This is a genomic window from Amycolatopsis sp. 2-15, from assembly GCF_030285625.1.
GTDB lineage: Bacteria > Actinomycetota > Actinomycetes > Mycobacteriales > Pseudonocardiaceae > Amycolatopsis > Amycolatopsis carbonis.
On the sequence record NZ_CP127294.1, the window covers coordinates 3,818,422 to 3,831,517 of the forward strand.

Sequence of the window (13,096 nt, forward strand, 5' to 3'; positions counted from 1 at the left end):
ATGCGGCGTGATCCCAGCGGTGTGGGCAGCACGATCAACCTCGACTTCCTGGCGGACGGTCGTGTCCTGGGCGTCGAGGTGCTGGACGCCCAGGGCAAACTTCCCCAGTTTCTGCTCGACGGCTGTTCGATGGCACTCAATGGATGCACATACCGTCCACACGGTCATCACTTTGTGTACTCATGCGCGAGAACGCACACTCAGGTCCCGTCGTGATCAACTCCTGTGACTACGATCTCACTGGATATGCGAATCCGGCCACGGGTGCGTCGCCAAAGCGCCAACCCTGATCGTCGACGCACAGTTCTCCCTGGTCAAGGCAGTGCCGAGGTCACGACGCCTTGCTCAGATGAGCACTTCGGTTCACTTGAACGTGTCCAGTCCCTAGTCTGGACTTGTTCCAGAAAACGTGGTCTGATGCCCTCATGTCGGCCACCGATCCTGCGGAGCGCCTGCGGGGTGTCTCACTGCGGGTCACCAAGCAGCGGACCGCTGTGCTGCACGCGGTGGCGCAGCGACCCCACGCGGATGTCGAGGCGGTGGTCCGAGCAGTGCGCTCGGAGCTCGGCGCGGTGTCGACGCAGGCGGTGTACGACATCCTCGCCGCGTTGGGGGAAGTGGGGCTCGTGCGGCGCATCGAGCCGGCCGGGTCGCCGGCGCGGTTCGAGATGCGCACGGGCGACAACCACCACCACGTGGTGTGCCGCCGCTGCGGTGCGGTCGCCGACGTCGACTGCGCCGTGGGGGAGCGGCCTTGTCTGACGCCGGCGGCCACCAACGGGTTCGTCGTCGACGAAGCCGAAGTGACGTACTGGGGCCTGTGCCCTTCCTGCAACGAAAACTGACTGTCCACCACCTGAAGGAGATGAAGTGGCTTTCGAGGAGAACACCAAACCGCTGACGACGGCGGCGGGTGCGCCGGTCGTGGACAACCAGAACAGCGTCACCGCCGGCCCGCGCGGCCCGGTGCTGTTGCAGGACCTGTGGCTCATCGAGAAGCTGGCGCACTTCGACCGCGAGGTCATCCCGGAGCGGCGCATGCACGCCAAGGGCTCCGGCGCGTGGGGTACCTTCCGCGTCACGCACGACATTTCGCAGTACACGAAGGCCGCGATCTTCGCCAAGGTGGGCAACGAGTGCGAAATGTTCGCGCGGTTCTCGAGCGTCGCGGGTGAGCGCGGCGCGGCCGACGCCGAGCGGGACATTCGCGGTTTCGCCCTGCGGTTCTACACCGAAGAGGGCAACTGGGACGTCGTCGGCAACAACACGCCGGTGTTCTTCCACCGCGACCCGCTGAAGTTCCCTGATCTCAACCGCGCGGTGAAGCGTGACCCGCGCACCAACTTGCGTGACCCGGAGAACAACTGGGGTTACTGGACGAACCTGCCCGAGGCGCTGCACCAGGTCACGATCATCATGACCGACCGCGGCATCCCCAAGTCGTTCCGGCACATGCACGGCTTCGGCTCGCACACCTACAGCTTGATCAACGCGGCGGGCGAGCGGAACTGGGTCAAGTTCCACTTCCGCACCCAGCAGGGCATCGAGAACCTGACCGACGAGGAAGCCGGCGCCGTCATCGCCGCCGACCGCGAGTCGAACCAGCGCGACCTCTTCGACGCCATCGAGCGCGGCGACTTCCCGAAGTGGAAGCTGTTCGTGCAGGTCATGCCCGAGGCCGACGCGGCGACGTACCGTTTCCACCCGTTCGACCTGACGAAGGTGTGGAGCAAGAAGGACTACCCGCTGATCGAGGTCGGCGAGTTCGAGCTCAACCGCAACCCGGACAACTACTTCCAGGACGTCGAGCAGGCCGCCTTCACCCCGGCCAACCTGATCCCCGGCATCTCGTTCAGCCCGGACAAGATGCTGCAGGGCCGCCTGTTCTCCTACGGCGACGCCGCCCGTTACCGCGTCGGCGTGAACCACCACCAGATCCCGGTCAACTACCCGCGCGGCGCCAAGGTGGTCAACACCTACCACCGCGACGGCGCCATGCGCGTCGACGGCAACCAGGGCGGCGTCCCGGGCGTCGAGCCGAACAACTTCGGCCGCTGGCAGGAACAGCCCGCCTACGCCGACCCGGCGCAGGCCGTCGGCTCGACCGCGGACCACTTCAACTTCCGCGAAGACGACGACGACTACTTCACCCAGCCGGGCAACCTGTTCCGCCTGCTGTCCGCGGACGAACAGCAGCGCCTGTTCGAGAACACGGCGCGCGCGATCAAGGGTGCGCGCAAGGAAACCGTCCAGCGGCACATCGACAACTGCACCAAGGCCGACCCGGCCTACGGTGAGGGTGTGCAGAAGGCCTGCGAGGCCTTGGGCGCTCTGTAAGTCCTTTGTGGCCGTTTGCCCCCGTTGCTGTTGCCGCGACGGGGGCACGGTTGTTTCTACAGGCTCTGCCCGAACATCTTCGCGGCTTCCCGCGCGCTCGGTGTTCCGGCGTCAAGATCGGCCCCCGCCTTCTTCAATGCGGCGACGATTTCCGTCTCGCCCTTGAACAACGCGCCTGCGATCGGCGACTGGTTGCGGGCGTTGCAGATGTCGGGATCGGCGCCGTGCTGCAGCAGATAGTCGACGGTCTCGCCGCGCCCGTGGTAGGCGGCGAGCATGAGGAGTGAATTGCCGGCCTCGTCGAGGGAGTTGACGTCCAGGCCGTGCTCGATGAACTCCGCGAGCTCTTTGGTGTTGCCTTCTCGCGCGAGGTCCGCCATGACGGTGCGGGCTCGTTTTCGGAGGTCTTCGTTTTCGTCAGCGGGCATGGTGGAATTTTAGCATCGGTTAATTGTTGTTCAAGCCGACCTTCGATGCGTTTTGACTATTGGACGGCCTTCGGAAATGGTCCTGATCTCCCACTACGGGGCCGCGCACAAATGAGTGCGCGGCCCCGGTGAAAGATCAGCGCAGCGGTTCGAGCGCCTTCGCCAGCGGTTCCAGCACCGCGGGGGTGTGGGGCGGCGGCAGGTAGACGATCGCCAGGTCGAGGCCGGCCTCGCCGAGAGCCTCGGCCTGCTTGGCGACCGCGGCGTAGTCCAGGTCGGGCTCGAGGCGCACGTGCGAGGACAGCGTGATCTCGCTCGGGTCGCGGCCGATGTCGGCGCAGTGGCGGTGCAGGACGTCGCGCTTGTGGGCGAACTGCTCGGGCGTGCCGCCGGTGAAGTTCCAGTGGTCGGCGTACTTCGCCGCCGTGCGCAGCGTGCGCTTTTCGCCGCTGCCGCCGATGCAGATGGGCGGGTGGGGCTTCTGGACGCCCTTGGGTTCGTTGCGGGCGTCGGTGAGCTGGTAGTGCGTGCCCTTGAAGGTGGTGGTTTCCTGCGTCAGCAGACTCAGGAGGACCTCGCAGCCTTCCTCGAACCGGTCGCTGCGTTCCTTGAGCGTGCCCAGCTCCATGCCGTACGCGCCGGACTCCTCTTCATTCCAACCGGCGCCGATGCCGATCTCCAGGCGCCCCCCGGACACGATGTCGAGCGTCGCGGCCATGTTCGCGAGCAGCGCGGGGTGGCGGTAGTGCATGCCACTGACGAGCGTGCCCAGGCGCAGCCGCTTGGTGGCCTGCGCGAGCGCGGTCAGGGTGACCCAGCCCTCCATGCAGGGGCCGGTCGAATCGGAGAAAATGGGATAGAAGTGGTCGAACGTCCAGCCGGATTCGAACAGCTCGATCTCGTCGGCCGCCTGCCAGACCGCGAGCATGTCCTCCCAGACGGTGTTCTGGGGCGAAGTCTTGATGGCGAATCGCATGGTGGTGAGCGTAAACCTGGAGTAACCCCAGCTGCCAACACCGCTGCCACGCCTCCGTGGCCGCTCACGGTTGGACTGAACGCGTGAGCCCAAGCCGGCACTGATCAGTGCTTTGTGGACGGAGGGCACCACGCCGGTGAAATTCCGGTGCGGTGCCCACCGGCAAAGCCTCAGTCCCGGATCGCCTTCAGAGCGCCGGACCACGTCTCCAGCTGCGTGAACAGGGTGTTGGCCGCATCGTCGTGCAGGGCGGCCGGGGTGAAGGACGCGAAGTTCTCGAAGTCCGTGAACAGCGAGAACGACAGCTGCTGGCGCACGTGGGCGATCTGGAGCTCGCTGCAGATGGCGCGCAGGTGCTCGATCGCGCGGGCGCCGCCGAGTGACCCGTAGGACACGAAGGCCGCCGCCTTGTTGTTCCACTCCGCGTAGAGGTAGTCGATGGCGTTCTTCAGGACGGCGGACGTCGAGTGGTTGTACTCGGGAGTCACGAAGACGAAGCCGTCGTAGGAGTCGATCTTCGCGGCCCACGCCTTGGTGTGCTCGCCGGCGTACTGGCCGAGGGTGGGCGGCAGGGCCTCGTCGAGGTGGGGCAGCGGGAACTCGGCCAGGTCGACGAGCTCGTAGTCCGCGCCGGTGCGGGCCTTGGCCTTGGCGAAGACCCAGTCGGCGACCTGCTTGCCGTTGCGTCCCGGGCGGGTGCTGCCGAGGATGACGGCGATCTTCAGGTTACTCACGTGTGCCGGTTCCTTCCGGAGTTGACTTGAATGTTCATGTCAAATACTGAACACCCGAACTTGAACATTCAAGTCACGCGCTAGACTGGGACGCATGACACACCGGCAGGCCGCCCCACGGTGGCTCGACTCCGAAGAGCTGCAGACGTGGCGCTCGTTCACGTACCTGCTGCACCGGCTGCCGACCGAGCTGGAGAAGCAGCTGCGGGAAGACGCCCAGCTCAGCTATGTCGAGTACTACGCGCTTGCAGCGCTGTCGGAGGCACCGGGCCGGCGGATGCGGCTGAGTGAGCTGGCGATCCTGACCAACGCCGAGCTTTCCCGCCTGTCGCACCTCATCAGCCGGCTCCAGAAGCGCGGCTTCCTCTACCGCGAGCCCGACCCCGAGGACGGCCGCTACACCCACGCCGTGCTCACCGAATCCGGCTACGCGCACGTGCTCGAGTCCGCCCCCGGCCACGTCGAGCGCGTGCGCGAACTCGTGTACGACGTGCTGTCCGAAACGGAGCTGCGCGCCCTCCGCACAGCCGCCGACAAGATCACCCGGCGCATCGAAGCCGATGACTGAAGGTCTCCATGAGAGGGAGCGGCAGGTGGCCGCCGTGCCGACGCATCCTGATGGCATGACGAAGAACCCCGGATTCGAGTTCGGGCTGAACTCCTTCGGCGAAGTCGTCACCGACGGAGCGCGCACGCTGAGCGACGCGGAGACTGTCCGCCTGCTCGTCGACGAGGCCCGCCTCGCCGAAGAAGCCGGCCTCGACGTCTTCAGCGTCGGCGAGCACTACCGCGAAGGCCACAACGACAGCGCGACGCCGGTGCTCCTGGCGGCCATCGCGACGGCGACCGAGCGCATCAAGCTCGGAACCTCCGTCACGGTCCTGAGCACCAACGACCCCGTCCGCCTCTACCACGACTTCTCCACCGTGGACGCCGTCTCCAACGGCCGTGCGCAGCTCGTGCTGGGGCGGGCGTCGGCGACGGAGTCGTTCCCGTTGTTCGGATACGACCTCGCCGACTACGAGCACCTGTTCGAAGAGAAACTCGAACTGTTCATGCGTTTACAACGCGAGGAGTCCGTGACGTGGTCGGGCACCGTGCGCGCGCCGCTGGTGGACCAGACACTGCACCCACGGATGCGCCCGGGCGGGATCCCGACGTGGATCGGTGTGGGTGGCAGCCCGGATTCTGTCGTGCGGGCGGCGAAGTACGGGCTTCCGCTGATGCTGGCGATCATCGGCGGCCGGCCGCAGCGGTTCGCCGGGCACGTGGAGCTTTACCACCGCGCTTTGGCGCAATTCGAACAGCCGGTGTTGTCCGTCGGACAGCACTCGCTCGGCTTGATCGCGGATACCGACGCCGAAGCCGTCGAGACGTGGTGGGAGTACTGGCAGCCGGTGGTCGCGAACCTCGCGGCCGAGCGCGGCTTCTACAAGCCGGACCGCCGTCGCTACCTGGCGGAGATCGAGGGCGGCGCGCTGTTCGTCGGCTCGCCGGACACCGTCGCGCGCAAGATCGCGACCGTGGCGGGTGATCTACGCCTCAACCGTTTCGACCTGAAGTACGACATCATGCACCTGCCCCGTGAAGCTCGCGCCCGGTCGATCGAGCTGTTCGGCCGCGAGGTCGCACCGCGGGTTCGCGAACTGCTCACGAAGGCGCCTTCCCATGTCTGACCTGGTTTTCGGCCTCGACACCTTCGGCGACGTCCCGGAGGACGACGCCGGCGCGCCGATGTCCTACGCCGCCGCGATCCGGCACGTGCTCGACGAGGCCGTGCTCGCCGACGAGATCGGTGTGGACGTGATCGCGCTCGGTGAGCACCACCGGCCGGAGTACTCGATCACCACGCCGGAGACGGTGCTGGCGGGCATCGCCACGCGCACGTCGCGGATCCACCTGTCCTCGGGGGTGACCGTGTTGAGTTCCGACGATCCCGTGCGCGTTTTCCAACGTTTCGCGACCGTCGACGCACTCTCCAACGGCCGTGCGGAGATCATTCTCGGACGTGGTTCGTTCACGGAGTCGTTCCCGTTGTTCGGATATGACCTCTCCGACTACGACAAGTTGTTCGAAGAGAAAATCGACCTGTTCGTTCAGTTACTCGATGAGAAGCCCGTGACGTGGAGCGGAACGCTCCGCCCGGCGCTGGACGCGGCCGACGTGTTGCCCAAGACGGAGTCGGGCCGCCTGACGACGTGGGTCGGCGTCGGCGGGTCGCCCCAGTCGGTGATCCGCACCGCCCACTACGGGCTGCCGCTGATGCTCGCGATCATCGGCGGGCCGGCGAAGCGGTTCGCGCCGTACGTGGACCTCTATCGCCGCGCCGCCGCGGAGTTCGGCACGACCGCGCACCCGGTCGGCATGCACTCGCCCGGCTTCATCGCCGACACCGACGAGGAAGCGCGCGAGCTGTACTGGCCGCGCTACCGCGTGATCCGCGACCGCATCGGCCGGCTGCGTGGGTGGCCGCCGATCCAGCGCGCCGAGTACGACAGCGAAATCGAGCACGGCTCGATGTACATCGGCTCGCCGGAAACGGTCGCGCGCAAGATCGCCGGCGCGGTGAAGGACCTGGACGTCGGCCGGTTCGACCTCATCTACTCCAGCGGTTCGCAGCCGGCGAGCGCGCGGATGCACGCGGTGGAGCTGTACGGCACGAAGGTGATCCCGATGGTCCGGGACCTGCTGGCGGAGGGGAAATGACGCAGACGCTGGGCATCCTCGGCGCGGGCAAGGTCGGCACGGTCCTCGCGCGCCTCGCGGTGGCGGCCGGCTACCGCGTGCTGATCGCGGGCTCGGACGCGCCGGAGAAGATCGCGCTCACCGTGGAGGTCCTCGCCCCGGGCGCCGTCGCCACAACGCCGGCCGAGGCCGCTGCGGCTGACGTCGTGATCCTGGCGCTGCCGCTGGGCAAGTACCGCAGCATCCCCGCGGCGGAGCTGGACGGCAAGCTCGTGATCGACGCCATGAACTACTGGTGGGAAGTGGACGGTCGCCGCGCCGACCTGGAGGTCTCCACGAGCGAGACGGTGCAGAAGTTCCTGCCCGGCGCGCGCGTCGTGAAAGCCTTCAACCACATGGGTTACCACGACCTCGAAGAGGAGTCCCGCCCCGCCGGCACGCCCGGCCGCAAGGCCATCGCCATCGTCGGCGACGACCCCGCGGACGTGGCCGAAGTGTCCACTGTGGTCGATGCGCTCGGCTTCGACCCCGTGCCCGCCGGCGGCCTGGCCGAGGGCGTGCGCCTGGAGCCGGGCGCGGAAACGTTCGGGGCGAATGTCGAGGCCGCGGAGCTGCGGGCGATGCTGGAGCGGTTCCCGGAGTCGGAACGCGGTCGCGCCCTCAGCGAACGGCTGGTGGCGGAGTCGAACTAGACGGCGCCTCCGCGAGCCCGATGTGGCCGGCGCCCAGGGTGTCTGGGGACCCCGGGTGTGTCGCTGTATCGAGAACACGCCGACCGGGCGGGACTTGCGGGGCCAATCCCTCAGGCGGCTCGGCTGTGGCTTTGGCGTGGTGCGACGGGGGCCGTTAGTACTGCAACGGCAGTTGCTGGCGTTGTGGTAGATCATCGTGGTGGTGGTCGATGTGGTGATGGATCAGCTGGGTCGGGTGCATGAGCGGATCTCTGGCCGGTTCGCGCGGTCGGAGCCGCGGGCTCGGGCGCGGGAGTATGTGTCCGGGTTGGTCGCTGGTTTGGAGCGGAAGAATGGGTGGACGCTGGCCGAGCAGGCCGGTGAGATGTCGCCGGATGGGATGCAGCGGCTGCTGCGCTGGGCGGACTGGGACATCGACGGCGTCCGCGATGACGTTCGCGACTACGTCATCGAGCACCTCGGCGAGCCCGGTGGCGTGCTGATCGTGGACGACACCGGGTTCCTGAAGAAAGGCGTCCGCTCGGCCGGTGTGCAGCGGCAGTATTCGGGAACGGCGGGCCGGATCGAGAACTGCCAGATCGGCACGTTCCTGGCCTATGCCGGTGCTCGCGGGCATGCGCTGATCGATCGGGAGCTGTATCTGCCCGAGCCCTGGATCGCGGACCGGGATCGGTGCCGGCGGGCGGGGATCCCGGAAGGGGCCGAGTTCGAGACCAAGCCGCGCCAGGCCATGGCGATGTTGGCCCGGGCCTTCGCCGCGCAGGTGCCGTTCGCCTGGGTCACCGCCGATGAGGCCTACGGGCAGGTCAAGTACCTGCGGCTGTGGCTGGAAGCCCACGACGCCGCACACGTGCTGGCCACCAAGGTCAACGACACCCTGGTCACCACCGGCGGCACCGAGACCCGCGCCGACGAGCTGATCGCGGACCTGCCAGCCAGGGCGTGGCGGCGGTTGTCGGTCGGGGCCGGGGCGCACGGGCCACGGGAGTACGACTGGGCGCGGGTACCGATCCGGATCGGCTGGCAGCCCGGGCGCGGGCACTGGCTGCTCGCCCGCCGCAAGGTCACCGATCCGACGGAGATCGCCTACTACGTCTGCTACGGACCCCGCCGCTCGACGCTGCTGGACCTGGCCTGGATCGCCGGGACTCGCTGGCGGATCGAGGAATGCTTCCAGCAGGCCAAAAACGAAGCCGGACTCGATCAGTATCAGGTCCGGTCTTGGCGAGCGTGGTATGCCCACATCACCCTGTCCATGCTCGCCCACGCCTGGCTCGCCGTCTCCCGATCCCTTGTCACAAAAGGGGAACCGGAGCCGACGAGCCGGGCATGATCGGATTCACGCTACCGGAGATCCGGCGCCTGCTTACCAAGCTGGTCTTGCGTGTCGCCGACGCCGCCAACCACGTCTGGGCCTGGTCCCGCTTCCGCCGCCGACGACAACACCAAGCCCGGCTCAGCCACTACAAACGACGCGGCTACCCACTCGCCTAACTGCCGTTGCAGTATTAGAAGCAGTGCGACTCACTCAGTGCCGGTGAACGCTGCCACGGTGTCCGGCAACGTTGGGTCCCGCTGATGCCGGGACCTGTGGCGCTGGGGCCGTTTCCGCCGGCGGCTCGGCGACGGCATCGGCGTGCTGTGGCCGTAAACCCGGCGGAACTGGCGCGGCTTACTCGGTGCTGGTGAACGTCGCCGCGGCGTCCGGCGATGTTGGGTCCCGCCGATACCGGGACCTGCGGCGCGGGGGCCGGTTCCGCCGACAGGTCGGCCAAGGCATTGGCATGCCGGGGCGGTAAAGCCGACGGAACCGATCCCACTCACTCGGCGCCGGTGAACATGGCGACCAGGTCGCGGGCCGAGGTGCTGCCGGCGAAGAGCTGCTGCATCTCGGCGCCTTCAGCGGCGACCGCTTGGCTGCGGGGGAACATTTCGTGTTCGTATTCGGACAAGGCTTTCTCGACGTTGCCCGAGTGGGCGGCGAGTGCCTGCGCAAGCCGGGCGGCGTCGAGCATGGCGAGGTTGGCGCCTTCGCCGTTGGGGGGCATGAGGTGGGCGGCGTCGCCGATGAGGGTGACGCCGGGGACGCGGTCCCAGTGGTGGTCGTGGGGCAGGGTGAAGTGGGGGCGGAGAAGGGGAGCGGTGTCGCCGTCGGTGATGAGGGCGGTGAGTTCCGGGGCCCAGCCGTCGAATTCGCGGGCGATGCGCGCGGCCGTCGCGGCGGTGTCGGTGAAGTCGATGGCGGCGAACCACTCCTGGGGCCGGGTGAGGACGACGTAGGTGTGCAGCGTGTCGCCGCTTTCCCGGTGTGCGTGGATCTCCCGGCCGGGCGCGGGTGCGATGAGCGACCCGCCGCCGACGGCCTTCGCGGCCGCCGGGTGGCGGGTGTCGGCGTTGTGGAGGTAGATCTCGACGAACGAGGTGCCGGCGTACTCGGGGACGGCGGACGACAGCAGCGGTCGGACGCGGGACCACGCGCCGTCGGCGCCGACCAGGAGGTCGCTTACGACAACGCTGCCGTCGGTGAAGCTGACTTCGTGGCGGCCGTCGCCCAAGGAGCGCGCGTCGGCGACCTTGGCGCCCCAGCGAACGGTGCCGGCGGGGAGCGAGTCGAGCAGCAGCTGCCGTAGCTCTCCGCGTTGGACTTCGGGCCGGCCTCCGGTGCCGTCGTCGGGTTGGTCGAGCAGGACGGTCCCGTCGGGATCGAGGACCCGCATCTGCTGACGGCCGTCGAGGATCAGACCGGAGAACTCGGCCATGAGCTCGGCGGCTTCGAGGGCGATCTGGCCGTTGTAGTCGTGGATGTCGAGCATCCCGCCCTGAGCTCGCGCACCAGGAGACGCTTCGGCTTCGTAGACCGTGGCGGGAATGCCGTGAACGTGCAGGACGCGGGCGAGAGTGAGGCCGCCGAGGCCGGCGCCGATGATCGTGACGGTGTTCATGGTGACTCCTCAGAAAGTGGACTGGAACGCTGTTCCAATATTGGAACGGCATTCCAGATGTGTCAAGATGGCCGCATGGTTGCACGGACCGGCCGAGCTCAGCGGCGTACCGAGGCGCTCTCCCGTGAGCGCATCACCGAGGCCGCCGTCGAGCTGCTCGACGCGTCCGGCGAGGGCGGGCTGACGTTCCGGGCGCTGAGCGAGCGCCTCGCCACCGGGCCCGGGGCGATCTACTGGCACGTCGCGAACAAGGGCGAGCTACTCGAGGCCGCGACCGACGCCGTTGTCGCCGCCGCGCTGGCCGAGCCCGCCGAAGCCGCCGGCTCGCCGCGGGACGAGATCCGCGCCGTCGCGCTGGGCCTGTTCACCGCGGTCGCCGAGCACCCGTGGCTGGCCACGCAGGTGTCGCTGCAGCTGTCGCACGGTCCGACGAAATCGGTGCCCCTGCGGATCTTCGAGGGCATCGGCCGGCACGTCGGCGCGCTGGGTGTGCCCGAGGACAGCTGGTTCACCGTGGCGTCGGCGCTGATGCACTACATCCTCGGCTCCGCCGCGCAGAACGCTTCGAACGCCCGCGTCGCCGGGTCAGTGGTGGACCGGGCGGAGTTCCTCGACGAGGTGTCGGCGGCTTGGGAAAAGCTCGACCCGGACGACTACCCGTTCACCCGGGCCGTCGCCCGCCAGGCGCGCGAGCACGACGACCGCGAGCAGTTCCTCGCCGGGATCGACCTCATCCTCGCCGGGATTCACGCCCGGTGACGGCGTTTCCCGCGTTGTGGGGCAGCCGGATCGCGGCGGCGAGCGGGATCGCCAGCAGGACGGCCAGCAGCGCCAGCGCCACGCGGAACGGGCCGGGCGCGTCGGAGGTGACCAGGCCGCCGGCGCGGATGAGCAGGGCACCGATGGCCACGCCCAAGCCCGCGCCGAGTTCCTGCAGCGTCGAGAGCAGGGTGTTGGCGTGGTTCATGAGGGGCTCGTCGACGTCGGCGAAGGCGACGCTGTTGTAGGCGGTGAAGCCGGTGGAGCGGGAGATGCCGCTGACGAGGAGCAGGGCGAGCAGCACGGGTAGCGGGGTGCCGGCCCGCACGAAGGCCAGGCCGACGAGCCCGGCCGCGCCGATGAGGATCGACGCGAGCAGCACCGTGCGGATGCCGAAGCGGCGCATGAGAGGGGTGGTGGCGGGTTTGATGCCGACGTTGCCCACGAAAAGTGCGATCACCACCAAGCCGGCGCGCGCGGGGGTCCAGCCGAAGCCGAGCTGGAAAAGCAGCGGGAGGACGAAGGGGATGGCGGTGATCACGCCCCGGTAGACGGAGCCCGTGGCGGCGGTGATGCGGTAGGTCGCGATGCGGAGGATTCGCAGGTCGAGCAAGGGATTCGGCGTGCGCAGCAGGTGCCTGGTCGCCGAGCCGAGGCCGACGACGGCCACGACCAGCGCCACCGCCGTTCCCGGGCCGAAGCCCGAGCCGAGGACTTCGAGGGCGACGACCAGCGCGGCGGTGCCGACGGCCACCCACCCGAACCCGACGCGGTCGAACGGCGCCGGCCGCTCCGCGCGCAGATCCGGCACGATCGCCCACGCCACGGCCAGCGCGGCGATGCCGAGGGGCAGGTTGATCACGAAGATCCACCGCCACGACGCGTATTGCGCCAGCAGCCCGCCGGCGACCGGCGCCACCACGGGCGCGAGCAACGCGGGCCACGTCAGGTAGGCGACGGCTTTGACCAGATCTTTTTTGGGTGTGGCCCGCAGGACCACCAGCCGGCCGACGGGCACCATCATCGCGCCGCCGACGCCCTGCACGACCCGCGCTGTTGTCAGCAGCACAAGGTTTGGTGCGAGTGCGCACGCCAATGATGAAAGTGTGAACAGGATCAGTGCGGTCGCGAACACGCGGCGCGCGCCGAAGCGGCCGGTGAGCCAGCCGCTGATCGGGATGAGCACGCCGAGGGTCAGGACATAGGCCGTGATGGTCACGTTGACGTCCACCGAGCGCACCCCGAGGTCGGCCGCCATGAGCGGCGCCGCGGGCGCGATGATCGTGGCGTCGACGATCTCCATGAAGAACGTGGCGGCCACCAGCAGCGCCAACCCCCGCCGAAACCCCATGACGGTCGACCCTACTGGCCTGGTCGGGCCGGCCGGGTGGTCGCGATGGGGATCACATCGGGGTGGCGCCGGGGAGGGCACCGTCACCGGCCACGGGGGCCGCCGCGCGCCCGTCACCGTCAGCGGCACCCCGAACCTCTGCCGGCGCACGCAGACCCCGAACCTCCACGCCGGCCGGAGACCGGACTCGTT

General features: G+C 68.5%; 13 protein-coding genes. 8 read left to right on the forward strand and 5 right to left on the reverse strand.

What is annotated here, in order from left to right:
• Window positions 1-425: 425 nt before the first annotated feature.
• Together QRX50_RS18895 and QRX50_RS18900 are read left to right on the forward strand one after the other, a co-directional pair.
• Window positions 426-845, forward strand: a complete 420-nt coding sequence (locus tag QRX50_RS18895; RefSeq protein ID WP_285973259.1) for a Fur family transcriptional regulator — start codon at window positions 426-428, stop codon at window positions 843-845.
• A gap of 25 nt (window positions 846-870) precedes the next feature.
• Window positions 871-2,337: a catalase gene (locus QRX50_RS18900; RefSeq protein ID WP_285973260.1), complete on the forward strand. Its 1,467-nt coding sequence runs from the start codon at window positions 871-873 to the stop codon at window positions 2,335-2,337.
• 56 nt (window positions 2,338-2,393) lie between these two features.
• Here the strand turns inward: QRX50_RS18900 and QRX50_RS18905 are convergent, their stop codons facing one another.
• The 3 genes from QRX50_RS18905 to QRX50_RS18915 form a co-directional block, all read right to left on the reverse strand.
• Window positions 2,394-2,765: an ankyrin repeat domain-containing protein gene (locus QRX50_RS18905; RefSeq protein WP_285973261.1), complete on the reverse strand. Its 372-nt coding sequence runs from the start codon at window positions 2,763-2,765 to the stop codon at window positions 2,394-2,396.
• 136 nt (window positions 2,766-2,901) lie between these two features.
• Window positions 2,902-3,741, reverse strand: a complete 840-nt coding sequence (locus QRX50_RS18910; RefSeq protein ID WP_285973262.1) for an LLM class F420-dependent oxidoreductase — start codon at window positions 3,739-3,741, stop codon at window positions 2,902-2,904.
• A 170-nt stretch (window positions 3,742-3,911) separates the two neighbouring features.
• Window positions 3,912-4,475, reverse strand: a complete 564-nt coding sequence (locus QRX50_RS18915) for an NADPH-dependent FMN reductase (RefSeq protein ID WP_285973263.1) — start codon at window positions 4,473-4,475, stop codon at window positions 3,912-3,914.
• Window positions 4,476-4,569: 94 nt separating this feature from the next.
• Here QRX50_RS18915 and QRX50_RS18920 point away from each other — a divergent pair, with 94 nt between their 5' ends.
• The 5 genes from QRX50_RS18920 (at window position 4,570) to QRX50_RS18940 (ending at window position 9,185) form a co-directional block, all read left to right on the forward strand.
• Window positions 4,570-5,043 (forward strand): MarR family winged helix-turn-helix transcriptional regulator, encoded by a 474-nt coding sequence (locus QRX50_RS18920; protein ID WP_285973264.1) that lies wholly within the window; start codon window positions 4,570-4,572, stop codon window positions 5,041-5,043.
• Window positions 5,044-5,098: 55 nt separating this feature from the next.
• Window positions 5,099-6,151, forward strand: coding sequence for an LLM class flavin-dependent oxidoreductase (locus tag QRX50_RS18925; protein WP_285973265.1), 1,053 nt, complete (start codon window positions 5,099-5,101; stop codon window positions 6,149-6,151).
• The gene (locus QRX50_RS18930) at window positions 6,144-7,181 is read left to right on the forward strand and encodes an LLM class flavin-dependent oxidoreductase (protein WP_285973266.1); all 1,038 of its coding nucleotides are present in this window, start codon (window positions 6,144-6,146) and stop codon (window positions 7,179-7,181) included. The genes QRX50_RS18925 and QRX50_RS18930 overlap by 8 nt, the downstream gene beginning before the upstream one ends.
• Window positions 7,178-7,852: an NADPH-dependent F420 reductase gene (locus QRX50_RS18935; protein ID WP_285973267.1), complete on the forward strand. Its 675-nt coding sequence runs from the start codon at window positions 7,178-7,180 to the stop codon at window positions 7,850-7,852. Before QRX50_RS18930 ends, QRX50_RS18935 begins: the two co-directional genes overlap by 4 nt.
• A gap of 199 nt (window positions 7,853-8,051) precedes the next feature.
• Window positions 8,052-9,185, forward strand: coding sequence for an IS701 family transposase (locus tag QRX50_RS18940; protein ID WP_285974499.1), 1,134 nt, complete (start codon window positions 8,052-8,054; stop codon window positions 9,183-9,185).
• A 487-nt stretch (window positions 9,186-9,672) separates the two neighbouring features.
• Here the strand turns inward: QRX50_RS18940 and QRX50_RS18945 are convergent, their stop codons facing one another.
• A complete protein-coding gene (locus QRX50_RS18945) occupies window positions 9,673-10,794 on the reverse strand; it encodes an FAD-dependent oxidoreductase (RefSeq protein WP_285973268.1) in 1,122 nt (373 codons plus the stop codon).
• 75 nt (window positions 10,795-10,869) lie between these two features.
• On the opposite strand from QRX50_RS18945, the gene QRX50_RS18950 reads away from it, so the two are divergent.
• The gene (locus QRX50_RS18950) at window positions 10,870-11,553 is read left to right on the forward strand and encodes a TetR/AcrR family transcriptional regulator (protein WP_285973269.1); all 684 of its coding nucleotides are present in this window, start codon (window positions 10,870-10,872) and stop codon (window positions 11,551-11,553) included.
• On the opposite strand, the gene QRX50_RS18955 is transcribed toward QRX50_RS18950, so the two are convergent.
• On the reverse strand, window positions 11,525-12,904 hold the full coding sequence (locus QRX50_RS18955) for an MFS transporter (protein ID WP_285973270.1): 1,380 nt from the start codon (window positions 12,902-12,904) through the stop codon (window positions 11,525-11,527). The genes QRX50_RS18950 and QRX50_RS18955 overlap by 29 nt on opposite strands.
• Window positions 12,905-13,096: the final 192 nt, after the last annotated feature.

Excerpts from the sequence above, each read along its gene's own strand:
- QRX50_RS18895 (WP_285973259.1), top strand. The coding sequence starts at position 426 with ATGTCGGCCACCGATCCTGCGGAGCGCCTGCGGGGTGTCTCACTGCGG.
- QRX50_RS18905 (WP_285973261.1), bottom strand. The coding sequence starts at position 2,765 with ATGCCCGCTGACGAAAACGAAGACCTCCGAAAACGAGCCCGCACCGTC.
- QRX50_RS18910 (WP_285973262.1), bottom strand. The coding sequence starts at position 3,741 with ATGCGATTCGCCATCAAGACTTCGCCCCAGAACACCGTCTGGGAGGAC.
- QRX50_RS18920 (WP_285973264.1), top strand. The coding sequence starts at position 4,570 with ATGACACACCGGCAGGCCGCCCCACGGTGGCTCGACTCCGAAGAGCTG.
- QRX50_RS18925 (WP_285973265.1), top strand. The coding sequence starts at position 5,099 with ATGACGAAGAACCCCGGATTCGAGTTCGGGCTGAACTCCTTCGGCGAA.
- QRX50_RS18930 (WP_285973266.1), top strand. The coding sequence starts at position 6,144 with ATGTCTGACCTGGTTTTCGGCCTCGACACCTTCGGCGACGTCCCGGAG.
- QRX50_RS18935 (WP_285973267.1), top strand. The coding sequence starts at position 7,178 with ATGACGCAGACGCTGGGCATCCTCGGCGCGGGCAAGGTCGGCACGGTC.
- QRX50_RS18945 (WP_285973268.1), bottom strand. The coding sequence starts at position 10,794 with ATGAACACCGTCACGATCATCGGCGCCGGCCTCGGCGGCCTCACTCTC.
- QRX50_RS18950 (WP_285973269.1), top strand. The coding sequence starts at position 10,870 with ATGGTTGCACGGACCGGCCGAGCTCAGCGGCGTACCGAGGCGCTCTCC.
- QRX50_RS18955 (WP_285973270.1), bottom strand. The coding sequence starts at position 12,904 with ATGGGGTTTCGGCGGGGGTTGGCGCTGCTGGTGGCCGCCACGTTCTTC.